At 62.4% G+C, this 23,151-nt stretch carries 25 protein-coding genes and 2 tRNA genes; 20 read left to right on the forward strand and 7 right to left on the reverse strand.

Annotated features, from left to right (window positions below; all coding sequences use genetic code 11):
* Nucleotides 1-30: 30 nt before the first annotated feature.
* Nucleotides 31-1,059, forward strand: coding sequence for a DctP family TRAP transporter solute-binding subunit (locus AC3FJ6_RS20145; RefSeq protein ID WP_488773456.1), 1,029 nt, complete (start codon nucleotides 31-33; stop codon nucleotides 1,057-1,059).
* Nucleotides 1,059-1,460 (forward strand): acyl-CoA thioesterase, encoded by a 402-nt coding sequence (locus tag AC3FJ6_RS20150; protein ID WP_488773457.1) that lies wholly within the window; start codon nucleotides 1,059-1,061, stop codon nucleotides 1,458-1,460. Before AC3FJ6_RS20145 ends, AC3FJ6_RS20150 begins: the two co-directional genes overlap by 1 nt.
* Nucleotides 1,461-1,701: 241 nt before the next feature.
* On the opposite strand, the gene AC3FJ6_RS20155 is transcribed toward AC3FJ6_RS20150, so the two are convergent.
* On the reverse strand, nucleotides 1,702-2,247 hold the full coding sequence (locus AC3FJ6_RS20155) for a PAS and helix-turn-helix domain-containing protein (RefSeq protein WP_153948350.1): 546 nt from the start codon (nucleotides 2,245-2,247) through the stop codon (nucleotides 1,702-1,704).
* 157 nt (nucleotides 2,248-2,404) lie between these two features.
* Here AC3FJ6_RS20155 and AC3FJ6_RS20160 point away from each other — a divergent pair, with 157 nt between their 5' ends.
* Nucleotides 2,405-3,103: a CoA transferase subunit A gene (locus AC3FJ6_RS20160; RefSeq protein WP_488773458.1), complete on the forward strand. Its 699-nt coding sequence runs from the start codon at nucleotides 2,405-2,407 to the stop codon at nucleotides 3,101-3,103.
* Nucleotides 3,104-3,114: 11 nt separating this feature from the next.
* Nucleotides 3,115-3,753, forward strand: a complete 639-nt coding sequence (locus tag AC3FJ6_RS20165) for a CoA transferase subunit B (RefSeq protein WP_153948352.1) — start codon at nucleotides 3,115-3,117, stop codon at nucleotides 3,751-3,753.
* Between the two features lie 141 nt (nucleotides 3,754-3,894).
* Here AC3FJ6_RS20165 and AC3FJ6_RS20170 read toward each other — a convergent pair whose 3' ends face one another.
* Both AC3FJ6_RS20170 and AC3FJ6_RS20175 read right to left on the reverse strand, forming a co-directional pair.
* Nucleotides 3,895-4,377 (reverse strand): DUF411 domain-containing protein, encoded by a 483-nt coding sequence (locus tag AC3FJ6_RS20170; RefSeq protein ID WP_487523869.1) that lies wholly within the window; start codon nucleotides 4,375-4,377, stop codon nucleotides 3,895-3,897.
* 10 nt (nucleotides 4,378-4,387) lie between these two features.
* The gene (locus AC3FJ6_RS20175; RefSeq protein WP_153948354.1) at nucleotides 4,388-5,164 is read right to left on the reverse strand and encodes a 3-hydroxybutyrate dehydrogenase; all 777 of its coding nucleotides are present in this window, start codon (nucleotides 5,162-5,164) and stop codon (nucleotides 4,388-4,390) included.
* A 180-nt stretch (nucleotides 5,165-5,344) separates the two neighbouring features.
* On the opposite strand from AC3FJ6_RS20175, the gene AC3FJ6_RS20180 reads away from it, so the two are divergent.
* From AC3FJ6_RS20180 to AC3FJ6_RS20255, 16 genes are all read left to right on the forward strand, one after another.
* On the forward strand, nucleotides 5,345-6,226 hold the full coding sequence (locus AC3FJ6_RS20180; protein ID WP_488773459.1) for an alpha/beta fold hydrolase: 882 nt from the start codon (nucleotides 5,345-5,347) through the stop codon (nucleotides 6,224-6,226).
* Nucleotides 6,227-6,253: 27 nt separating this feature from the next.
* Nucleotides 6,254-6,616, forward strand: coding sequence for a RidA family protein (locus AC3FJ6_RS20185; protein ID WP_153948356.1), 363 nt, complete (start codon nucleotides 6,254-6,256; stop codon nucleotides 6,614-6,616).
* Between the two features lie 15 nt (nucleotides 6,617-6,631).
* Nucleotides 6,632-8,863: a RelA/SpoT family protein gene (locus AC3FJ6_RS20190; RefSeq protein WP_153948357.1), complete on the forward strand. Its 2,232-nt coding sequence runs from the start codon at nucleotides 6,632-6,634 to the stop codon at nucleotides 8,861-8,863.
* 21 nt (nucleotides 8,864-8,884) lie between these two features.
* Nucleotides 8,885-8,961 (forward strand) — tRNA-Val (locus tag AC3FJ6_RS20195).
* A 348-nt stretch (nucleotides 8,962-9,309) separates the two neighbouring features.
* Nucleotides 9,310-11,217, forward strand: coding sequence for a threonine--tRNA ligase (thrS, locus tag AC3FJ6_RS20200; RefSeq protein WP_488773478.1), 1,908 nt, complete (start codon nucleotides 9,310-9,312; stop codon nucleotides 11,215-11,217).
* Nucleotides 11,218-11,264: 47 nt separating this feature from the next.
* Nucleotides 11,265-11,786, forward strand: a complete 522-nt coding sequence (gene infC / locus AC3FJ6_RS20205; protein WP_092595869.1) for a translation initiation factor IF-3 — start codon at nucleotides 11,265-11,267, stop codon at nucleotides 11,784-11,786.
* A 180-nt stretch (nucleotides 11,787-11,966) separates the two neighbouring features.
* Nucleotides 11,967-12,164, forward strand: coding sequence for a 50S ribosomal protein L35 (rpmI, locus tag AC3FJ6_RS20210; protein ID WP_006575466.1), 198 nt, complete (start codon nucleotides 11,967-11,969; stop codon nucleotides 12,162-12,164).
* Between the two features lie 28 nt (nucleotides 12,165-12,192).
* Nucleotides 12,193-12,549: a 50S ribosomal protein L20 gene (rplT, locus tag AC3FJ6_RS20215; protein WP_092595867.1), complete on the forward strand. Its 357-nt coding sequence runs from the start codon at nucleotides 12,193-12,195 to the stop codon at nucleotides 12,547-12,549.
* A 253-nt stretch (nucleotides 12,550-12,802) separates the two neighbouring features.
* The gene (pheS, locus tag AC3FJ6_RS20220; RefSeq protein ID WP_194946536.1) at nucleotides 12,803-13,828 is read left to right on the forward strand and encodes a phenylalanine--tRNA ligase subunit alpha; all 1,026 of its coding nucleotides are present in this window, start codon (nucleotides 12,803-12,805) and stop codon (nucleotides 13,826-13,828) included.
* Nucleotides 13,829-13,894: 66 nt separating this feature from the next.
* Nucleotides 13,895-16,342 (forward strand): phenylalanine--tRNA ligase subunit beta, encoded by a 2,448-nt coding sequence (gene pheT / locus AC3FJ6_RS20225; RefSeq protein WP_488773460.1) that lies wholly within the window; start codon nucleotides 13,895-13,897, stop codon nucleotides 16,340-16,342.
* Nucleotides 16,343-16,417: 75 nt separating this feature from the next.
* Nucleotides 16,418-16,834 (forward strand): integration host factor subunit alpha, encoded by a 417-nt coding sequence (locus AC3FJ6_RS20230; RefSeq protein WP_066738541.1) that lies wholly within the window; start codon nucleotides 16,418-16,420, stop codon nucleotides 16,832-16,834.
* A gap of 196 nt (nucleotides 16,835-17,030) precedes the next feature.
* Complete coding sequence (locus AC3FJ6_RS20235) at nucleotides 17,031-17,468, forward strand: MerR family transcriptional regulator (protein WP_488773461.1); 438 nt, start codon at nucleotides 17,031-17,033, stop codon at nucleotides 17,466-17,468.
* 56 nt (nucleotides 17,469-17,524) lie between these two features.
* Nucleotides 17,525-17,601 (forward strand) — tRNA-Pro (locus tag AC3FJ6_RS20240).
* A gap of 247 nt (nucleotides 17,602-17,848) precedes the next feature.
* Nucleotides 17,849-17,995, forward strand: a complete 147-nt coding sequence (locus AC3FJ6_RS20245; protein WP_488773462.1) for a hypothetical protein — start codon at nucleotides 17,849-17,851, stop codon at nucleotides 17,993-17,995.
* Nucleotides 17,996-18,183: 188 nt separating this feature from the next.
* Nucleotides 18,184-18,606, forward strand: coding sequence for a PH domain-containing protein (locus AC3FJ6_RS20250; RefSeq protein WP_488773463.1), 423 nt, complete (start codon nucleotides 18,184-18,186; stop codon nucleotides 18,604-18,606).
* 61 nt (nucleotides 18,607-18,667) lie between these two features.
* Complete coding sequence (locus AC3FJ6_RS20255) at nucleotides 18,668-18,766, forward strand: DNA methyltransferase (protein WP_488773464.1); 99 nt, start codon at nucleotides 18,668-18,670, stop codon at nucleotides 18,764-18,766.
* A gap of 30 nt (nucleotides 18,767-18,796) precedes the next feature.
* On the opposite strand, the gene AC3FJ6_RS20260 is transcribed toward AC3FJ6_RS20255, so the two are convergent.
* From AC3FJ6_RS20260 to AC3FJ6_RS20275, 4 genes are all read right to left on the reverse strand, one after another.
* Nucleotides 18,797-19,222 (reverse strand): hypothetical protein, encoded by a 426-nt coding sequence (locus tag AC3FJ6_RS20260; protein ID WP_488773465.1) that lies wholly within the window; start codon nucleotides 19,220-19,222, stop codon nucleotides 18,797-18,799.
* A gap of 564 nt (nucleotides 19,223-19,786) precedes the next feature.
* The gene (locus AC3FJ6_RS20265; protein WP_488773466.1) at nucleotides 19,787-21,022 is read right to left on the reverse strand and encodes an alginate O-acetyltransferase AlgX-related protein; all 1,236 of its coding nucleotides are present in this window, start codon (nucleotides 21,020-21,022) and stop codon (nucleotides 19,787-19,789) included.
* Complete coding sequence (locus tag AC3FJ6_RS20270; protein ID WP_488773467.1) at nucleotides 21,022-22,506, reverse strand: MBOAT family O-acyltransferase; 1,485 nt, start codon at nucleotides 22,504-22,506, stop codon at nucleotides 21,022-21,024. Before AC3FJ6_RS20270 ends, AC3FJ6_RS20265 begins: the two co-directional genes overlap by 1 nt.
* Nucleotides 22,507-22,778: 272 nt before the next feature.
* Nucleotides 22,779-22,925, reverse strand: coding sequence for a hypothetical protein (locus tag AC3FJ6_RS20275; protein ID WP_488773468.1), 147 nt, complete (start codon nucleotides 22,923-22,925; stop codon nucleotides 22,779-22,781).
* Nucleotides 22,926-23,151 lie beyond the last annotated feature (226 nt).

Below are 23,151 nucleotides of genomic sequence, written 5' to 3' on the forward strand. Positions count from 1 at the left end.
AAGACGAAGATGAAACGAGGAGATTCCCGCATGAAACGCCGTGCCCTGATGCTGTCCGTTGCCGCCTCGATCGCCGCTGCTGCCTTTGCCGCGCCGGCCGCCATGGCCCAGACCTACAAGCCCGAATACAAGATGTCGCTGGTGCTGGGCCCCGCGTTCCCGTGGGGCAAGGGCGGCGAGATCTGGGCAGACCTGGTGCGCCAGCGCACCAGCGGCCGCATCAATATCAAGCTGTATCCGGGTACGTCGCTGGTGGCCGGCGACCAGACGCGCGAATTTTCGGCCATCCGCCAGGGCGTGATCGACATGGCTGTGGGCTCGACCATCAACTGGTCGCCGCAGGTCAAGGAGCTGAACCTGTTCTCGCTGCCGTTCCTGATGCCCGACTACAAGGCGCTGGACTCGCTGACGCAGGGCGAAGTTGGCAAGTCGATCTTCGGCACGCTGGAAAAGGCAGGCGTGGTGCCGCTGGCCTGGGGCGAGAACGGCTTCCGCGAAGTGTCGAATTCGAAACACGAGATCCGCAAGCCCGAAGACCTCAAGGGCCTGAAGCTGCGCGTGGTGGGTTCGCCGCTGTACATCGAGACCTTCAACGCGCTGGGCGCCAACCCGACGCAGATGAGCTGGGCCGATGCGCAGCCGGCCATGGCGTCGGGCGCGGTGGACGGCCAGGAGAATCCGCAGAGCGTGTTTGCCGCGGCCAAGCTCTATACGGTCGGCCAGAAGTACGTGACGACCTGGGGTTACGTGGCCGATCCACTGATCTTCGTCGTCAACAAGCAGATCTGGGAAAGCTGGACCCCGGCTGACCGCGAGATCGTGAAGCAGGCCGCCATCGACGCCGGCAAGCAGGAAATCGCGCTGGCCCGCAAGGGTCTGGTGGAGCCCGGTGCGCCGGCCTGGAAGGACATGGAGCAGCACGGCGTGAAGGTGGTCTCGCTGACCCCGGCCGAGCACGACGCGTTCAAGAAGGCCACGGCCAAGGTCTACGACAAGTGGAAGAAGCAGATTGGCGCCGACCTGGTGACCAAGGCCGAAGCGTCGATCGCCAAGCGTTGATGAAGCACGTCTTCACCTGCGTGATGCCAATCCGGTGGGGTGACATGGACGCCATGGGCCATGTCAACAACACCGTCTACTTCCGCTACCTGGAGCAGGCGCGGATCGAGTGGTTCGCGTCGATCGGCCGCAATGGCCGGGACGGCAACGGCCACGGGCCCGTGCTGATCAACGCCCACATGACGTTCCTGAAGCAGCTGCGTTACCCCGGCGATATCGAATGCCGGGTGTACGCGGGCCAGTTGGGACGGTCGAGCTTCGAGACGAAGATCGAAATCCGCCGGACCGACCTGCCCGATGTGGTCTGGGCGGAAGGCGGCGCCAAGGTGGTGTGGTGCGACTACGCGGTGGAGAAGAGCGTGCCGGTGCCGGCGGAGATACGGATGCTGATTGCCGAGTAACGACAGGCGCAAGCAAGGCTGCCGGTTGTTTGACAGCCAACGCCGCGAGTCACCCCCAAGTGGCGTCAGAGGGTAGTGTCCTGGCTTTCTCTCCCCTCATGGGGAGAGAGTGGGAGAGAGGGGTGGTACAGCAGGGAGCCACATCGAGCGAAGCTGTCGGTGTGTTCCAGCACGGCAGCATCTGATACGCCTGCCCTCTCCCCCGGCCCCTCTCCCGCTCGCGGGAGAGGGGAGCACACCCTCAGTGGTTCACCAGCCGCTGCACCAGATCGACTGCGGTATGCGCCCCATACTTCTTCATCAGCCGCGCCCGGTAGATATCCACGGTGCGCGGGCTGATGGCCAGCAGCTTGCCGATCTGCTTGCTGGTCTTGCCTTCCACCAGCTGCGCGGCGATGTCGCGTTCCCGGGCGGTCAGCTCGGCCGTGACCGGCCGCTTTTGCGACAGGTCCTCGAACGTCCAGATGCCGGCGCCGAGCGGATCGTTGCGGTCCAGTGCGCGGCCCGTGACATGGCACCAGAACAGCTCGCCGCTGGCGCGCTTCATGATCCGTTCGTCGGAATACAGTCCCTTGGTGTTCATGACCGGCACGATGCGCGCGCCGGTGCGCTCGAATTCGTCGGCGGTGGGGTAGAGCACCTGGAACGACTGCCCCATCAGGGCTTCGCGCGTGGTGCCGAAGATCCGGCAGACCTCGCTGTTGCAATCCTCGATCATCCGGGCGCGCGAGAGCACCAGGCCGACCGGAGCCAGCTGGAATGCGGTCTGGTAGTCGATGGCCGGCATTATCCCTTATGTACTTTTACGTAATGGCGTTCGCGGCATCCGTTGACGTATCCTTTGGGTCGTCAACGGCGGCGCCTGACCGCCGATTGTACCGTTACAATTTCCGCGTGTGGCCAACCGGCCGCGCAAGAGCGGGACTACCGAGGAAGGAGCGAACATGAACAAGGTCTACGCCAGCGCCGCCGAGGCGCTCGCGGGCGTCGTACGCGACGGCCAGACGATCGCCGTGGGCGGTTTCGGTCTGTGCGGCATCCCCGAGGCACTGATCGCCGCACTGCGCGACAGCGGCGTCAAGCAGCTCACCTGCATCTCGAACAACGCCGGCGTGGACGGGTTCGGCCTGGGGCAGCTGCTGGCCACCCGCCAGATCAAGAAGATGATCTCGTCGTACGTCGGCGAGAACAAGGAGTTCGAACGCCAGTACCTGGCCGGCGAACTCGAGCTCGAATTCACGCCGCAGGGCACGCTGGCCGAAAAGCTGCGTGCCGGTGGCTCGGGCATTCCGGCATTCTTTACGAAGACCGGCGTGGGCACGATCGTCGCGGAAGGCAAGGAAACGCGTGAATTCAACGGCGATACCTACGTGATGGAGCAGTCGCTGGTGTCCGACGTGGCCATCGTCAAGGCCCAGAAGGCCGACAAGGCCGGCAACCTGGTGTTCCGCCGTACCGCGCGCAACTTCAACCCGGTGTGTGCCATGTCCGGCAAGATCACCATCGCTGAAGTGGAAGAGATCGTCGAAACCGGCGAGATCGACCCGGATGATGTTCACCTGCCCGGCATTTTTGTGCACCGCATCGTGCTGAACACCAGCCCCGAGAAACGCATTGAACAGCGCACCGTGCGTGCCAAGTAAGGAGACAGATCATGGCATGGACACGTGATGAAATGGCCGCACGCGCGGCCGCCGAGCTGCAGGATGGCTTCTATGTCAACCTGGGCATCGGCCTGCCGACGCTGGTGGCCAACCATGTGCCGCAAGGCATGGAAGTGTGGCTGCAGTCGGAAAACGGCCTGCTCGGCATCGGCCCGTTCCCGACCGAGGACGAAGTGGATGCCGACATGATCAACGCCGGCAAGCAGACCGTGACCACGCTGCCGGGCTCGTCGATCTTCTCGTCGGCCGATTCGTTCGCGATGATCCGCGGCGGCAAGATCAACCTGGCCATCCTGGGTGCGATGCAGGTCAGCCAGCGCGGCGACCTGGCCAACTGGATGATTCCGGGCAAGATGGTCAAGGGCATGGGCGGCGCCATGGACCTGGTGGCCGGCGTGGGCCGCGTGGTGGTGCTGATGGAGCATACGGCCAAGAAGAAGGACGGCACCGAGGACGTCAAGATCCTCAAGGAATGCAACCTGCCGCTGACCGGCCTGGGCGTGGTGAACCGCATCATCACCGACCTGGCCGTGATCGACGTGACGCCGCAAGGCCTGAAGCTCGTGGAAACGGCGCCGGGTGTGTCGCGCGAGGAAGTCCAGGCGAAGACCGAAGCCGAACTGATCTGAGCGCCGCAGCCTCAAGCACGCAGCCTCAAACAAAAACCCCCGCCGGTTCGCGCCGGCGGGGGTTTTTGCTTCGGACGGAACCGAGGTGCCGGCTAATCGCCGACTGATCGCCGGCTCATCGCCGGCTCAGGCGCCCATGGCTCAGGTCTTCGGCTTGTTGTAGCTGGAAAAGACCGACGCTGCGCCATCGGATTTCACCAGCAGCACGTCGAACGGATCCTTGCGCGGACCGTACTCCATGCCCGGCGAGCCGACCGGCATGCCCGGGACGGCCAGCCCGGCGGCCTTCGGCCTGGCTGCCAGCAGCTTCTTGATATCGGCCGCAGGGACGTGGCCCTCGACGCCGTAGCCCTGGATGACACCGGTGTGACACGAGCCGAACCGCTCGGGAATGCCGTATTTCTGACGATACACGCCAGTATCTTCCACATCGTGCGTGGCCACGGTGAAGCCGTTGTCGCGCAGGTGCTTGACCCAGTCCTCGCAACAGCCGCAGGTCGGGCTCTTGTAGACGTCGATCGCCAGCGCCTTCGGCGCCTGGGCCACCGCCATCAGCGGCGACAGCAGCAGGGCGCCTGCGCCAAGGGTGCGCAGGGCATGGCGTCGCGATTGACTACGCTGCATCGCTGCCTCCTTATTGCGCCACCCAGCCGCCATCCATGTTCCAGATCGCGCCACGCACCTGCCTGGCCGCTTCGCTGGACAGGAACACGGCCAGCGCGCCCAGTTCCTCGGGCGTGACGAACTGCCCCGACGGCTGTTTTTCCAGCACCAGCTCGCGCTTGGCCTGTTCCACCGGGATGCCTTCCTTCTGCGCGCGGGCTTCCACCTGTTTCTGCACCAGCGGGGTCAGCACCCAGCCCGGACAGATTGCATTGGCCGTGACGCCGGTCTGCGCGGTTTCCAGCGCGGTCACCTTGGTGAAGCCGACAATGCCATGCTTGGCCGCCACGTAGGCCGACTTCTCGGCCGAGGCCACCAGGCCGTGGGTGGACGCCACGTTGATGACGCGGCCCCAGTTCTTGGCCTTCATCGACGGCAGGGCGAGACGGGTGGTATGAAAGGCGGAGGTCAGGTTGATGGCGATGATCGCATCCCACTTGTCGACCGGGAATTCCTCGATCTTGGCCACGAACTGGATGCCCGCGTTGTTGACCAGGATGTCCACGCCGCCGAAGTCTTTCTCGGCGTAGCGCATCATGTCCTCGATCTCGGCGGACTTGCTCATGTCCGCGCCGTGGTAGCCCACCTGGATGCCGCTGCCGGCACGGGCGATTTCCGCCTTTGCGCCGTCGGCATCACCGAATCCGTTGACAATGATGTTGGCGCCCTGCGCAGCCAGAGCCTGCGCGATGCCGAGTCCGATACCGCTGGTCGAGCCCGTGACCAGTGCCGTCTTGCCTTTGAGCATGTAAGCCTCCGTCGGGAGTGTCAGGATGTGCTGTGGCATTGTACTCGCAGGGCGTACAATCCGGCTTTGGCCTGGCGCCGTATTTCGTCGCGTTCTGCCCGGTGTGTCATCGTGGGCAAGAAATTCCGAAAAAACTCGCACGCCGCAGGGGATGCGGTGGCACCAGCAGGGGAGTCCCAGATGTCTTCCAGTCCGCGCCTCGGGTTCGTCCAGTGCATCAGCCCGGCGGGCCTGCATCGCATGGCCTATCACGAATGGGGCGATCCCCTCAATCCGCGCGTGCTGATGTGCGTGCATGGCCTGACGCGCACCGGCCGCGACTTCGACGCGCTGGCGCGGGCGATGTCCGACGAGTATCGCGTCGTGTGCCCGGACGTGGTGGGCCGCGGACGCTCGGAATGGCTGGCCGACCCGCATCACTACGTGGTACCGCAGTATGTGTCCGACATGGTCACGCTGATCGCCCGGCTCAACGTCGAACAGGTGGACTGGTTCGGCACGTCGATGGGCGGGCTGATCGGCATGGGCCTGGCTGGCCTGCCGAAGTCGCCGGTGCGCAAGCTGCTGCTCAACGATGTGGGGCCGCGCGTCGCCGCGCAGGCGCTGGAGCGCATTGGCGCCTACCTGGGCCTGCCGGTGCGGTTCAAGACCTTCGAGGAAGGGCTGGCGTACCTGCAGACGATCAGTACGTCGTTCGGCCGGCATACGCCCGAGCAATGGCGCGAGCTGAACGGCGCCATCCTCAAGCCGGTGCAGGGCGCCGAGGGGCTGGAGTGGGGGTTGCACTACGATCCCGCGCTGGCCGTGCCGTTCAAGGAGACGCCCCCGGAAGCGGTGCAGGCCGGCGAGCAGGTGCTGTGGCACATGTTCGAGGCGGCGCCGGGGCCGACGCTGATCGTGCGCGGCGCCCAGTCCGACCTGCTGCTGCGCGAGACGGTGGCGGAGATGGTGGCGCGCGGCAAGCAGGTATCGACCGTCGAAATCCCCGATGTGGGGCACGCGCCCACGTTTATCGATCCGGCCCAGATTGCCATTGCCCGGGACTTCTTCCTGGGTACGTAACGAATTTTTTGCTGAGAAGAATCTGATATGAGCACCAACCCCCTGAAGCGCGCCCACGTGGGCAAGCGTCTGTCCGAATACGCGGTCTACAACGGCGTGGTCTACCTGGCCGGCCAGGTGCCCGAGGTCGACCCCAAGGCCGACCTGCGCGGCCAGACCCGCGAGGTGCTCGGTCATATCGACCGCCTGCTGGCCGAGGCCGGCAGCGACAAGACGCGCATCCTGATGTGCCAGATCTTTCTGACCGACGTCACCCGCATTGGCGAGATGAACGAGGTGTGGGACGAATGGGTGCCCCAAGGCAACACGCCCCCGCGTGCAACCGTGGAAGCCAGGCTGGCCAATCCCGACTATCTGATCGAAGTGGTGGTGACGGCCGCCCTCAATTGATGCAGGCGTTGTGACATGGTGACGTCAACGGAGCTGACGGGCCAGACCGCAGGCATTCCGGATGCCGGGCTCGTCGAGCGCGCCCTGGCCTTTGTGCGCGACGTGGCAGACGGCGATAACCCCGTGCTGTTGCCGACCGGCGAGAGCGTGCTGTCGCACGCCGAAGGGATGCTACGCATCCTCGACGGACTGCGGGTGGACGATGCCGCGCGCGCGGCGGCCTGCCTGTTCGCGGCGGCGGCCTTCGTGCCCGACGCCGAGGCCCAGATCGAACCCAGATTTGGCGAGGAGGTGGTGCGCCTGGTGAAGGGGGTGCGCCAGCTGCTGCGCATCGGCGCCATCGCGGTGACGCAGGCCGACGTGTCGGAGGCGTCGAAATCGCAGGTGGCCGCGCGCCACGAGCAGGTCGAGGCGTTGCGCAAGATGCTGCTGGCGTTTGCGCAGGACATCCGCGTGGTGCTGGTGCGGCTGGCGTCGCGCCTGCAGACGCTGCGCTGGCTGGCGCAGACCAAGACTCCGCCGCTGTCCGGCGTGGCCCGCGAGACGCTGGACATCTACGCGCCGCTGGCCAACCGGCTGGGCATCTGGCAGGTGAAGTGGGAGCTCGAAGACCTGGCGTTCCGCTTCGAGCAGCCCGATACCTACAAGCGCATTGCGAAGCTGCTGGACGAGAAGCGCATCGAGCGCGAAGGCTATATCGCGCAGGCCATCGCGCGCCTGCAGTCGGAACTGGCCTCGGCCGGCATCCGCGCGGAGGTGACGGGCCGGCCCAAGCACATCTACAGCATCTGGAAGAAGATGCGCGGCAAGGAACTCGATTTTGCCGATCTGTACGATGTGCGCGCGTTCCGCGTGATCGTCGACGACATCAAGGACTGCTACACCGTCCTGGGAATCGTCCACCATATCTGGCAGCCGATTCCACGCGAATTCGACGACTATATCTCGCGGCCGAAAGCCAACGGCTACAAGTCGCTGCATACCGTGGTGATCGGCGACGACGGGCGCGCGTTCGAAGTGCAGATCCGCACGCAGGAGATGCACCACTTTGCCGAATACGGCGTGGCCGCGCACTGGCGCTACAAGGAGGCCGGCGGCAAGGGCTACAGCGGCCAGTTTGCGGCCGACAATACCTACGACGAGAAGATTGCCTGGCTGCGGCAGCTGCTGGCCTGGAAGGACGAGGCCGACCACACCGTCGCGCACGAGGATTCGCCGTGGGAGCAGCTCAAGCATGCCGCCATCGACGACCATATCTATGTGCTGACGCCGCAGGCGCGCGTGGTGGCACTGCCCCAGGGCGCGACGCCGGTGGACTTTGCCTATTACCTGCACAGCGATCTGGGCCATCGGTGCCGCGGGGCGCGCGTGGACGGATCGATGGTGCCGCTGAACACGCCGCTCAAGAACGGGCAGACCGTCGAGATCGTTGCGGTCAAGCAGGGCGGCCCGTCGCGCGACTGGCTGAACCCCGAGCTTGGCTACCTGGCGAGCAATCGCGCGCGCTCGAAGGTGCGGGCCTGGTTCAACGCGCTCGATTCGCAGGAAACGCTGGCGCAGGGCCGGGCACTGATCGAAAAGACACTGCAGCGCGAGGGCAAGACGGCCGTCAATCTGGACGACCTGGCCACCCGGCTCAACTTCAAATCGACCGACGATCTCTACGCGGCCGTGGCCAAGGAGGAGTTCAGCCTGCGGCATGTGGAGCATGCGCTACGTCACCCGGAGGGCGAGGCGCAGCCGCAGTTCAACGAGGAAGAGGCCGTCACCAAGAAGAGTCGCGCCACCAGCGTGGCGCGCGGCGCCAAGAGCGGCGTTCTGGTGGTGGGCGTGGATTCGCTGATGACGCAGATGTCGCGTTGCTGCAAGCCGGCGCCGCCCGACGAGATCGTCGGGTTTGTCACGCGCGGCCGCGGGGTGTCGATCCATCGCCGCAACTGCAGCACATTCCTGCAACTGTCGGCGCGGGCGCCGGAGCGGGTGATCCAGACGGAATGGGGCAAGCGCAGCGACGCGGTGTATCCGGTGGACATCCAGGTGGAAGCGGTGGATCGTCAGGGCCTGCTGCGCGATATCTCCGAAGTGCTGTCACGGGAGAAAATCAACGTGACCGGTGTGAAGACACTGTCGAGCAAGGGCGTGGCGCGCATGCAGTTTACGGCGGAAGTGTCCGAGGCCACGCAGTTGCAACGGGCGCTGCAACTGATCGAGGAAGTGCAGGGGGTGTTGCACGCCAGGCGAAAATAAGGTTATACTCTGCGCTTCGCTAGGCTCGTAGCTCAGCTGGTTAGAGCACCACCTTGACATGGTGGGGGTCGTTGGTTCGAGTCCAATCGAGCCTACCAACGAACATGCAGTACAACGCCGGAAGCGCGCCATGAACATGACAACTCGAACTACTACCGCTGGTTAGCGACAGTAGTCGAGGTGCGCCTTCGACCCGTGCAGGATGCGGGGAAACACAGAAAAACGCGGCCTTGGCCGCGTTTTTTTTCGTCTGTCGTTTGCCAGCGTGCTGCTAAGCTGCCGCGTCGCCCGAAGTTGGGCGCGGGTCAGCCCGAGAGATTTCCGTTTGCCGGTGTTGTCCGATGCGCGCGTGCGCCGCATCGGGTGGCCCGGCGCCACAAAAGTTGCTTTGTCCGCCCGCCTGGTGCCCAGACGCCGGCGCGGCGGCATCCACAAGAGGTGCAATGATGATCGCAATCACGCTGCCGGACGGTTCCCGTCGCGAGTACCCCGGCCCCGTCACGGTGGCTGAAGTGGCGCAGAGCATCGGCTCGGGCCTGGCCAAGGCTGCGCTTGCCGGCAAGGTCGATGGTCGCATGGTCGATACGAGCTTCACGATCGACCGCGATGCCTCGCTGGCCATCGTCACGGACAAGGACGCCGACGGCGTCGATGTGATCCGCCATTCGACGGCCCACTTGCTGGCCTACGCCGTCAAGGAACTGTTCCCCGATGCGCAGGTGACGATCGGTCCGGTCATCGAGAACGGCTTCTACTACGACTTTTCCTACAAGCGTCCTTTCACGCCCGAGGATCTGGCCGCCATCGAGAAGAAGATGACGGAACTGGCCCGCAAGGACGAGAAAGTCACGCGCGAAGTGTGGAACCGCGACGAGGCGGTGGCGCTCTTCGAGTCGATGGGCGAGAAGTACAAGGCCGAGATCATCGCCTCCATTCCGGCCGACCAGGAAATCGGCCTGTATCGCGAAGGCAACTTCGTCGATCTGTGCCGTGGACCGCACGTGCCGTCGACGGGCAAGCTCAAGGTCTTCAAGCTGATGAAGGTGGCCGGCGCCTATTGGCGCGGTGACTCGAACAACGAGATGCTCCAGCGCATCTACGGCACGGCCTGGGCCAGGAAGGAAGACCAGGAAGCGTACCTGACGATGCTGGAGGAAGCCGAGAAGCGCGACCACCGCCGCTTGGGCAAGACGCTGGACCTGTTCCACCTGCAAGAGGAAGCGCCGGGCATGGTGTTCTGGCATCCGAAGGGCTGGAGCGTCTGGCAGGCCGTCGAGCAGTACATGCGCGGCCGCCTGACGGAAGCAGGTTACCAGGAAGTCCGGACGCCGCAAGTGATGGATCGTTCTCTCTGGGAGAAGTCGGGCCACTGGGAGAACTACAAGGAAAACATGTTCGTCACGGAATCGGAAAAGCGCGACTACGCGATCAAGCCGATGAACTGCCCGGGGCATGTCCAGATCTTCAACCACGGCCTGCGCTCGTACCGCGACCTGCCGCTGCGTTTTGCCGAATTCGGCTCGTGCCACCGCAATGAGCCGTCGGGTGCGCTGCATGGCCTGATGCGCGTCCGGGGTTTTGTGCAGGATGATGCGCATATTTTCTGCACGGAAGAACAGATCGTCGAGGAGGCGAAGGCGTTCAACGAGCTGGCGTTTTCGGTGTATGACGATTTCGGCTTCAAGGATGTCAAGGTCAAGCTGTCGCTGCGCCCGGAAAAGCGCGCCGGCTCGGATGCCGTCTGGGATCACGCCGAAGACGGCCTGCGCCTGGCGCTGCGTGCCTGCGGCGTGGAGTGGGAGGAACTGCCGGGCGAGGGCGCCTTCTATGGGCCGAAGGTGGAATACCACATCAAGGACGCGATCGGCCGTTCGTGGCAGTGCGGTACGCTGCAGCTCGACCTCGTGCTGCCGGAACGCCTGGGCGCCGAATACGTGGCTGACGATAACGGCCGGAAGCGTCCGGTCATGCTGCATCGGGCCATCCTGGGTTCGTTCGAGCGATTCCTGGGCATCCTGCTGGAAAACCATGCGGGTGCGCTGCCCGCCTGGCTGGCTCCGGAGCAGGTGGTCGTCATGAATATCGCCGAATCGCAGTCGGAATATGCCGAAAACGTCGTGCAACTCTTGCAAAAACAAGGGTTTAGGGCCAAGGCGGATTTGCGTAACGAGAAAATTACGTATAAAATCCGCGAGCACTCGCTCCAGAAGATTCCCTACCTGCTAGTGGTGGGCGACAAGGAGCGGGACGCCAATCAAGTGGCCGTGCGTGCCCGTGGCAATGTGGATCTGGGTGTCATGCCTGTTTCCGCGTTTGTGGAACGTCTTCAGAACGACGTTGCCAGCAAAGCCTGAGGGTGTGAAGCACGGCTTGTTTTTTTGTCTTCTTGAGGTAACGGAACATCGCTACAGACAAAGGTCACCGTATCAACCGGGAAATCAGCGCGCCTGAGCTGCGCCTGGTAGGGGTTGATAACGAGCAGCTCGGCATCGTCAAGTTCATGGACGCTCTGCGCATGGCCGAGGACAAGGACTTGGATCTGGTGGAGATCGCGCCTAACGCGGCTCCTCCCGTAGCCCGCATCATGGACTACGGCAAGTTCAAGTACGAGGAAGCCAAGCGCGCCCATGAGGCCAAGCTCAAGCAGAAGATCATCCAGGTCAAGGAAGTGAAATTCCGTCCTGGCACGGATGATGGCGACTACAACGTCAAGCTGCGCAACCTGCGACGCTTCCTGGAGGATGGGGATAAGACCAAGATCACGCTGCGTTTCCGCGGTCGTGAGATGGCCCACCAGGAAATTGGCGCGCGCATGCTCGAGCGTCTGAAGGCTGACCTGGAAGAACTGGGTCAGGTCGAGCAGATGCCGAAGATGGAAGGTCGCCAGATGGTGATGGTGCTGGCTCCCAAGAAGAAGAAGTAATTCCTGTGCGGGGCGGCGGCCGGGATGCCGGGGGTATCCCGGCGTCGCCCTGCGCGGAAACCGTGCGTGGTGTAAGGGGTTTGCGCCCCGGCGCTGCGTACAAAAACAAGTGGATGCGGGTTTTGCAAGTGATGGCGTCAGTCATCCACCTGCATGCATGTCATAGAGCTGGAGTTATTCATGCCTAAGATGAAGACCAAGAAAAGCGCCTCCAAGCGCTTTACGGCACGCCCGAACGGTTCGTTCAAGCGCGGCCAGGCCTTCAAGCGTCACATCCTGACGAAGAAGACCACCAAGAACAAGCGTCAACTGCGCGGCACCCAGGACGTCCATGAGACGAACCTGAAGTCCGTTCGCGCGATGATGCCTTACGCATAACCCCAACCGATAACGAAAGGAGTATTACATGCCTCGAGTAAAGCGTGGGGTCACTGCACGGGCCCGTCACAAGAAGGTTATCGACGCTGCCAAGGGTTACCGCGGCCGTCGCAATAATGTCTACCGTATCGCCAAGCAGGCGGTCATGCGTGCTGGCCAGTACGCGTACCGCGATCGTCGCAACAAGAAGCGCGTGTTCCGCGCGCTGTGGATTGCACGTATCAATGCCGCGACGCGTGAGCATGGCATGACCTACAGCGTGTTCATGAACGGCCTGAAGAAGGCTTCGATTGAACTGGACCGCAAGGTGCTGTCGGACATGGCCATCCATGACAAGCCTGCCTTTGCCGCCATCGTCAACCAGGTGAAAGCCTCCGTTGCCTGATGGCCGTTCGGGAAGCGCGTAACGCGCTTCCGGGCAAGCACCGACCGCAAGGTCTGCTGAAACGGGGCTCCTCACCGAGCCCCGTTTTCATTTCGAATGCCATGCCGAACCGGGGCTTCCCCGGGCCGGGACGGCATCCGAAATGACAATGCATCGCCGCGTGCGACCAACCGTGTATCGCGCATCGCCCGGCGGCAGTGCCTATCCTTCCTATGCACCATCCACGTACCGTCCACGTATAGCCGTCATGTCCCTGGATCTGGATCAAATCGTCGCCGACGCACAGGCCGCCTTCGCCGCCGCCAACGACAACGCCACGCTGGAAAACGAGAAGGCCCGCTTCCTGGGCAAGACCGGCGCGCTGACCGAACTGCTCAAGGGCCTCGGCAAACTGGACCCGGAAGCCCGCAAGACCGAGGGCGCCCGTATCAACCAGGTCAAGCAGCAGGTGGAGGGTGCGCTGCAGGCGCGCCGCCAGGCGCTGGCCGATGCGCTGATGAACGCACGCCTGGCCGCAGAGGCCATCGACGTGACGCTGCCCGGCCGCGCCGTGGCGCGCGGCAGCGTGCACCCGGTGATGCGTACGTGGGAGCGTGTCGAGCAGATCTTCGGTTCGATCGGCTTCGATGTGGCCGACGGCCCCGAGATCGAAACCGACTGGATGAACTTCACCGCGCTGAACAACCCGGACAACCATCCGGCACGGTCGATGCAGGACACGTTCTATGTGGACGGCCGCGACAGCGACGACAAGCTCCTGCTGCTGCGTACCCACACCAGCCCGATGCAGGTGCGCTACGCCCGCATGCACGTGCAGAAGTACGCCGGCAAGCCGATGCCGCCGATCAAGGTGATCTGCCCGGGCCGCACCTATCGTGTGGACAGCGACGCCACGCACTCGCCGATGTTCAACCAGGTGGAAGGCCTGTGGATTGGCGAGGATGTCAGCTTTGCCGACCTGAAGGGTGTCTATACCGATTTCCTGCGCAAGTTCTTCGAGCGCGACGATATCCAGGTGCGCTTCCGCCCGTCGTACTTCCCGTTTACCGAGCCGTCGGCCGAAATCGACATGGCCTTCGGCAATGGCAAGTGGCTGGAAATTTCCGGCTCGGGCCAGGTTCACCCGAACGTGCTGCGCAACATGGGCCTCGACCCCGAGCGTTATATCGGCTTCGCGTTTGGCTCCGGCCTGGAGCGCCTGACGATGCTGCGCTACGGCATCAACGACCTGCGCCTGTTCTTCGAGGGCGACGTGCGCTTCCTGCGCCAGTTCGCCTGATCCTCGCAGGCCGCTGCCCGCATATCGTCAAAGACATCACAGAATACCTACCGGATCAGAAGCGCCATGCAATTCTCGGAATCCTGGCTTCGCACATTCGCCAATCCTGAAAAGATCTCGACCGACGCGCTGTCGCACAGCCTGACGATGGCCGGCCTCGAAGTGGAAGAGGTTGGCCCGGTTGCGCCGCCGTTCAACAAGATCGTGGTGGCCAGCGTGCTGGCGACCGAACGCCATCCCAATGCCGACCGCCTGAACGTTTGCCAGGTGGACGCCGGCACCGGCGAGACGCTGCAGATCGTTTGCGGCGCGCCCAACGTGAAGCCGGGCATCAAGGTGCCGTGCGCGCTGGTGGGCGCCGTGCTGCCGCCGGCCGAAGAGGGCGGCAAGCCGTTCGAGATCAAGGTGGGCAAGCTCCGTGGCGTGGACAGCTTCGGCATGCTGTGCTCGGCCCGCGAACTGAAGCTGTCGGAAGACCACGGCGGCCTGCTGGTGCTGCCGGACGACGCGCCGGTGGGTCAGGACATCCGCCAGTACCTGGACCTGGACGACCAGGTCTTCACGATCAAGCTGACGCCGAACAAGGCGGACTGCCTGTCGATCCACGGCGTGGCGCGCGAGGTGTCGGCGCTGACCGGCGCCGCCCTGACGCTGCCGGACATGTCGCCGGTGGCCGTGACGTTGCAGGACAAGCTGCCGGTCAAGATCTCCGCGCCCGACCTGTGCGGCCGTTTCTCGGGCCGTATCATCCGCGGCGTGAACGCCCGTGCGGCCACGCCGGCCTGGATGGTGCAGCGCCTGGAGCGTTCGGGCCAGCGCAGCATCTCGGCACTGGTCGATATCTCCAACTACGTGATGCTCGAACTGGGCCGTCCGTCGCACGTGTTCGACCTGGACAAGATCCACGGCGGGCTGGACGTGCGCTGGGGCCGCAAGGGCGAACAGCTCAAGCTGCTGAACGGCAATACCGTCGAGGTGGACGAGCAGGTCGGCGTGATTTCCGACGACAAGGAAATCGAAAGCCTGGCGGGCATCATGGGCGGCGACAGCACCGCCGTGTCGCTGGATACCACGAACATCTATCTCGAAGCCGCGTTCTGGTGGCCCAATGCCATCCAGGGCCGCGCGCGCCGCTACAACTTTTCGACAGATGCCGCCCATCGGTTCGAGCGTGGCGTGGACTACGCCACCACGGTCGAGCACATCGAACGCATCAGCGCGCTGATTCTTGAGATCTGCGGCGGCCAGGCCGGCCCCGTGGACGACCAGATCGTCAACCTGCCGCAGCGCAAGCCGGTGGCCCTGCGCGTGGCGCGCGCCGAGCGCGTGCTGGGTATCGAACTGTCGTCGGCGGAAATTGCCGATGTGTTCCAGCGCCTGAACCTGCCGTTCACGCGTTCGCAGGGCGCGGATGGCGAGGTGTTCGAGGTTACGCCGCCGAGCTATCGCTTCGACATCGAGATCGAGGAAGACCTGATCGAGGAAGTGGCACGGATCTACGGCTTCGAGCGTATCGTGGCCCGTCCGCCGATCGCCGAAAGCGAAATGCGCCCGACCAACGAAGGCCGCCGCTCGCAGCACGTGGTGCGCCACGCGCTGGCCGCGCGCGACTTCAACGAAGTGATCAACTTCGCCTTCGTGGAAGAGCAGTGGGAGCGCGACTTTGCCGCCAATGACAACCCGATCCGCCTGCTGAACCCGATCGCCAGCCAGCTGGCCGTGATGCGTTCGACGCTGATCGGTGGCCTGGTCGACAAGGTGCGCTACAACCTTAACCGCAAGGCGGCGCGCGTGCGCCTGTTCGAGGTGGGCCGCGTGTTCCATCGCGATCCCAGCGTGGCCGATGGCGGCCTGACCGTGGCGGGCTATCGCCAGCCGATGATGGCAGCGGGTATCGCCTACGGCCCGGCGTTCGAGGAGCAATGGGGTGTGGCAACGCGCCCGGTGGACTTCTTCGACATCAAGGGTGACGTGGAGGCGCTGTTCCATCCGCGCACGCCGCGCTTCGAGCCGGTGGCGCATCCCGCGCTGCACCCGGGCCGCGCCGCGCGCGTGATCGTCGACGGCAAGCCCGTGGGCGTGGTCGGTGAAATTCACCCGCGCTGGCTGCAGGAGTACGAGCTGACCAACGCGCCCGTGGTGTTCGAGCTGGAGCTCGACGCGCTGCGGGACGTGGGCCTGCCGGTCTACACGGAAATCTCCAAGTTCCCGGCCGCCGTGCGTGACCTGGCCGTGGTGGTCAAGCAGCAGGTGCGCGTTCAGGACATGATCGATGCCATGCGCGCGGCGCTGGACAAGGCCGGCTCGGGCCACTTTGTTCAGAGCCTGGTGCTGTTTGACGAGTTCCGTCCCAAGGCGGCGTCGGCGTCAATTGGCGCCGACGAGAAAAGTCTTGCCTTCCGGGTAACGTTGCAAGATACTGGGGCGACCCTCCAGGACGAGACAGTCGACAGCGCGGTGCGTTGCATGGTCGACGCGCTGACAGCGGGCTTCGATGCCCGCCTGCGCGGCTAAGCCACCATCGCAGTTGGAGCGCCCGGGCACAGCTCCCGGGCGGATCGCCAGACAGATGCAAGAGAGCGATCAAGGATGAACGATCGAGACGCGATTTCCATGAATGCTGCAGACCTGGGTGAGGCAAGCGACCGGCATGCTGCCTCCTTCGACGATGCATCGCCGGAAGCCCGCGCTACCGAGGTGCCTACCCTGACCAAGGCCGAACTCGCAGAAATGCTGTTCGACCAGGTTGGCCTGAACAAGCGCGAATCGAAGGATATGGTCGAGGCTTTCTTCGACGTGATTCGCGAAGCCCTGGAGAAGGGCGACAGCGTGAAGCTGTCCGGCTTCGGCAACTTCCAGTTGCGCGACAAGGCGCAACGTCCCGGCCGTAATCCCAAGACGGGCGAGATCATTCCGATCACCGCGCGCCGTGTGGTGACGTTCCACGCCAGCCAGAAGCTCAAGAGCCTGGTCGAGGAACGCGCCGACGTGGCGCTTCCGGGCTGACGACGTGGCAGGACTGACGCCCCGCGCGTCAGTTGCCTGCCGAACGAAGACCGTCGCGGCGCACAGACACCTGTATCAATTTGCCACATCGGTTGGATTGCCCGGGGCGATGGCTGTCTGTATCCTGCAATGCCGCGCGCGCGTCGCGCCAACCGCGTCTGGCCCTCGAGGGGCCTGACATCAGCTTCTCCATCGCATGACGGAAAAATCCAGCGAGCGCGTCTCGCTGCCGCCGATTCCCGCAAAACGCTATTTCACGATTGGTGAAGTCAGCGAGCTTTGCGCCGTCAAGCCGCACGTCCTGCGCTACTGGGAGCAGGAGTTCACGCAGCTCAAGCCCGTGAAGCGCCGCGGCAATCGCCGCTACTACCAGCACCATGAAGTCCTGCTGATCCGGCGGATCCGCGAACTGCTCTACGAGCAAGGCTTCACGATCAACGGTGCGCGCAACCGGCTGGACGAAGGGCGTCATCATGGCGTCGGAGCAGCCATGCCGGACGAAGCCGTCGCGGTGCAGTCCGCCGCGGCAGTGCAACCGCCTGTGCTGTCGGTCGACCTGAACACGCTGCGCGGCGACCTGGTGGAAGTCCAGCATCTGCTGGCGCAACTGAAGCAAATCGCGAAGCCCGAATAAATTCACTGCAAACCACTAGCCATTACGGTCGGCTCTGATATAATCTCGTTCTTCTTCGGGGCGTAGCGCAGCCTGGTAGCGTACCTGCATGGGGTGCAGGTGGTCGGAGGTTCAAATCCTCTCGCCCCGACCAGAATAAAACCCGCACAGTCATTGGCTGTGCGGGTTTTTCATTTCTGGTGTCTGCATCTCAGTGTATGGAACGGTGTCCGGGCCCTGAATCCCCGCATTTTCGTCCACCCAAAGTCCTCTGGACCTCGAGCGCCGTTTCAAAGTCGATGCGGCAATAGATGTCACAGGCGGTCCCCGGTTGCCGAGGAAGGCTCGGAGGTCCAGGCTGGCCCGTCAATCGCTATCGTGGCGGCCATATGGGCTGACGCATGCCGGCGGTGCTCAAGCATCTGCATCGGCTGGTGAGCAGCACGGCCACCATCAATTCTGATGCCGTGCGCGAAGTCGTCGGTAGCCTCGTTGAGGACAAGAACCGCGAACAACCAATCGGCGCAGACGGCTTTACAGTCGTGTGACAGACGACCTACATTAGCGCCAGAATTGCCGTAACTGCGTCTGAAGAAGCCCGCGCAAGCGGGCTTTTTGCGTTTCGGCCACTCTCCTCCTGAAGTGGGGTTTAGGATGTTCGGTGCCCGCCGTCGCGTCCAATATGACTTTCGGTCGGTTAAGATTCCCGCTCCAATAAATCGAAAAGGGAGCAGTAATGGGGTCGTATGTAAATGCGAGCATCGGGGCAAATGAGCAGATCGTTTATGAGGCCAAAGTATCCTGGCTCTCGCAACTGCCGCTCGTCATCCTCGGTGTGGTGACGTTGCCGTTCATGGGGTTCGGGCTGCTGTTCCTCCTGATTGCTTTTATCAAGATCTGGACGACTGAGCTCGCAATCACGAACAAGCGGATCATTGCCAAGTTTGGACTGATCAGCCGTAGCACCATCGAGATGCGTCTGGAGAAAGTTGAGACGGTGCAGGTCGATCAATCGATTCTCGGCCGTATCCTGAATTTTGGCTCGGTGGTCGTATCGGGCGCGGGCGCTCCGCGCGCACCTATTCCGGGTATTTCGGCGCCCCTGAACTTCCGTGGTCGTCTGAATGCCATTTTGGAAGAGCAGACTGCAAAGGCCTAAAAGCCGGTAGTCTCAAAAGAATCGAAGCCCCGCCGGTTCCAGCTGCGCGGGGCTTTTTCCGGTGGAGATGCGGGAATACCTGCTGACCAACAGCTCGAAGGCTGGCGACATGGTGCTCGATCCGTTTGCTGGGTCCGGCTCAATGCTGATCGCGACGTGAGTGCATGAAAGATTAGGATGTGCCGCAAGCTCATGGAATTATTTTTCCCCTGATGCCCAGATCCATGAGCGGTCCCATCATGCCTAGGCACATTGATGTTAGACCGCAAAGAAACAGAAAGAGAGCACGTATCCTGGACCATTCGAGGGTTTTGCCTTTCGGGAGTTCAGCAACTTGGCGACCACGGGCGACATGGCCATTTATGTACGCGGCATGCTCGTTAGCCAAATCACGTAGATGCTCGAAGCCCTTGACCATGGTGATGTAGGCGAATCCGGCACTGAACGAGTAGGCAATGATCGAGAGAACGGCAAAGTGCCCGCGACCATCAAAAAAGTGGCCGCCGGCCAGAGCGATCGAGCCCGCCACGCCTGCTACGTTCAACACTACCAGTTGTCTCAGGGCTTCCAATCCCCATGTACAGTGCTGGAGCACGATTGCGGCGTGAATCTGCAAGGCTTCCGCGCGGGCAGACTCCTCTGAAGGATAAGGCGGCGATGGGGGAAGGCTTGGATATCGTCTGGACATTTCGTGGCGGTAAGATTGCTCAATGGTTATCGGCAGACGAAGGAGAAGACTGTGCCCTCCAACCCGAGGGGTTGACGCACTGACGGAGTTCCGGCGATGCCAGGCCGAAGACCCGTCATCGCCACCGACAAGCAACGCATCACCGTCGCCGCCATGTCCTGAGGTACTCGTCGCGACCGACCAGGCAGGCGCACAGGTGTGCCCCGGCCACGCAAAGTTGAGACGAGATGAAGATGCTGCCGCTGATATCGCGCCTGACGCTAACAGCGCGCTGCACGACGAGCGGGGCAAATTAGCCCGAGCCAGGGGTTGACGCAAGCAAGGATCGTGGACACCGCCTCCGACTGGACCGCGCCAATCTATATGGACAAGGCCGATGTGCTGAGCGACGACACGGCCAAGTCCATCCTTGCCCACACGCGCCGGAGCAAAGGTGTGTGGGTTGGAGGCGAGAAGGAACTAAAATTGCGGAATCGGATGTTTCCCGAAGCGTCAGTCAAGAACTGCCGTACTGCGGCCAGGGCCATCGGCACCGTCGAGAGATTTAGCCCCTGCAGTGGCAAGTCCTCCGGGGGGCGTATTTGAGATCCTATGAAGGGTGGCGTTTAATGTGTTCTCAGGCACCGCTTCCATAAAACGCTCAACGCGCTCTTCGATCACGACGTCAGGCTTTTCTTGCAATACCATTCGGACGAATAGCTCGTCGGTCGGCGTTCCCCATATTGAAACGACCCGGCCGAACGTCGCGTTGAAGTATGGGCTGATCGCAGAGCCGAACGAGTCATGGAAGATCAGCAGGGTTTTTGTTCGCGACGGACATTCGTGTCCGGCGAACCGCAGAATCCGGCTGACGTCGACGCCAGCTGGGGGCTGTACCGCCACTGCCCGGCCGCACGGTTTGAAGCTTGCGGCTACCTTTTCGGTCTCGAGTTTCGGGCTGCGGCTCATGATCGCCAGGTCACGAGCACGGGGCGTTCCGTCGTCAACGAACTCAGCCTCGGCTATTTCCAGCGGCGCGGGTCCATTCGCTTCGCCAAGCGAACGCATAATAGTGCGATAGCCGATGTATGCACCGTAACTCGTCCAATGCGTGTCGGTTTCGAAGTAGAGGCGCTCGGCACCGGCCGCTTTCTTTTTGGCCAGGTCAGGAAGTAAGTCCACAAGAGGGGCTGACGTTCCAACATGCTGCTTGATGAGCGCATAGCGCGAATCACCTTCCCACTGGTATCGACTGGGAAGCTTCTCAGGGAACAGACTGTGTTTGTCCGGCGCCGTGACGAATCTGTATGTGATGCCTCGATTCGCCAGCCAAGTGGACCGATCCGATAGCGAGCCTTTCCAGTTGCCTAGGCTCGCTTCCGCAGGGGAGGCCAACCGCTGCATGTCTGCAAGGGAGTTGTCCCCCGTGTAGAAAAGCCAGCCGCTTGACCCCAGAATGACTCGAGGGGAGCCCGATGTGCGGAACACGTTCCGGCTGATATCGGAATGCAACGTCAGGAAGTGATCCCGCAGGCCGAAATTGTCATTGACGAAGGCTTCCATCTTGGCCGGATAGGCTTTGACCGCTTTAAATGAGTCCGGCAACGATGGCCTTTCGGCAAGCGTTCGCTTTTCCGCGCCACCGTCATGGGTGCGCCAGAGTCCCAAAAATGGTACGGCGATCGTCGCCGCAAAAAAGGTGGCCAGCGCGGCGTTAATGATGTTCCTCGAACCGATCGATTGCATCATCAGAACCTGAAATAAATGAATGGGTTATAGGTGCTGAGAGCGAGCTGGGAAATGCTGACGATCAGGACCATGGATGCGATCACGCCGCGAGCGGTGAGCATGGGCAGCGAAGTCGCGTTGACCGGTTGCATTCGTACGCACCAGCCCGGCAGCGGCTCATTCGCGTGCGACGGGAATCGACGCATACGCCAGTCACGCGCCAGGAACGTGAACATTGGTGTGGACAAAACAATCGCGGCCGCGAGCGTTGTGAAGGCAATCGGGTCCATGGCCGCAGCAAGTTGAGGTGAGAGACCATGCCCGCTGCCTTGGAAGGACATCGCCTTGAGATATTCAACGGCGCTCGAAAACGTCTCTGCCCGAAAGAAGACCCAGCCGACCATGACCACCAGGAGGGTATAGGTGCTGGACAAGACAGTCGGGGCTGCATCAATCCATCGCCCAAACCTGCCTCGTTCCAGGACAAGCATCACCCCGTGGAATACGCCCCAAATGGCAAAGTTCCAACTCGCGCCGTGCCAGAGCCCACATAGAAAGAAGACGATAAACAGGTTCATTCTCACGCGGAAGCCTGAGCCACGATTTCCGCCCAGGGGGATGTAGAGGTAGTCGCGGAACCAGGTGGAGAGCGAAAGGTGCCAGCGGCGCCAGAACTCTCGCACTGACCGCGCAATGTAGGGATAGTTGAAATTCTCAGTAAGTTCAAACCCGAACATGCGAGCCAAGCCAATGGCCATGTCGGAATATCCTGAAAAGTCAAAATAAATCTGCAGCGTGTAGCATGCTATCCCCAACCAGGCTGCGCTGGCGGAAAGAGTTCCGGGCGGCGCACTGAAAGTTTGATCCGCAATTTGGCCTAGGGTGTTGGCGATCAACACCTTCTTTCCAAGGCCAAAAGCAAATCGTTCGACGCCAGAGGCGAATCTCTCCACTGTATTGCTGCGACGGAGAATCTGCTCAGCGACATCGTGGTATCGAATGATCGGGCCGGCCACCAACTGCGGGAACATGGATATGTATAACCCCATGTCGAGAGGGCTCTTCAGGGCTTCGGCTTCGCGACGGTAGATGTCCACCAAATAGGAGATCGCGTGGAACGTGAAAAACGAAATGCCGACGGGCAGCGGTAATGGCTCTGTTGCGAAGGTGTGGTGGAGGATTGGTCCCAGTGCCTCATTGAAGCTGGTGACTAAGAAGTTGGCGTACTTGTAGTGGGCTAATACCAGGAGGTTGATAACCACTGCTACAGAAAGTATGGCGAACTCTGACCTCCGGCCCCGGGCGGCCGACATGCCTAAGGCGATTCCCCAGTTAAAGAGGATGGATGCCAGCATCAGCCCGATATAGACGGGTTCTCCCCAAGCGTAGAACAGCAGGCTGGCTGCAAGCAGTAACAGGTTCCGGTACCTGGGCGCCAGCAGGTAGTAAAGCGCTAGCGTGATGGGAAGGAAAAGGAAAAGGAAGGCAGTTGAGCTGAAGACCACGGCAATCTCTTGTTGTTTTCCGAGTGGCTCGGAATGCTCATGTGGCAAATTTGTCAATCCGCGATTCTATCCCAGTCTGTTGGCACTTCTGCGGGAACCCGCATATCGCGAGGGAACGGGACGAGCGAACGGTGAAGCAGCGCATAGCGCCGGAGGCTAGGGAATGACGACCGAGGAGACCCGCCGGTAGTGCAGGAGGCGAGCGAGGGACGCGCGGTCCGGTAGGCGGAGGGAGAAACGTCGCTTTGCAGGGGGATTCGACGTTAGCGCATCTACCGAGCGCACTTTCCCAAATGATCTGGATAGGCCTTGGTCCATTCGAGGCAGGCCTTGTAGTCGTCGTAGCGATCCGCCGCATAGAGGCCTGCGAACAAGGCCAGAACAAGGAAGCTGAGGATAACTCGGCGGAGCGTGCTCATTTGTGTTCCTTCCAGAGGTGAAAACCGGCGGGTCAGTCTAGTACTCTAGTAAGTAAATAATAAATGCGCAAAGAAAAGGCGCGCTACCGTTTGAACCGCTCAGGCGGCACGGCGCCGGGTCGCTTCACCTTGATCCAATCCGATGACCAGATATCGTGTGTTGGCAGGTCGAGCCTACGCGCTTCCAAACGACCCCTACAGTTGCAGATACGGCGCGCACAGGTTC

It is taken from the genome of Cupriavidus sp. 94F1 (assembly GCF_057798875.1).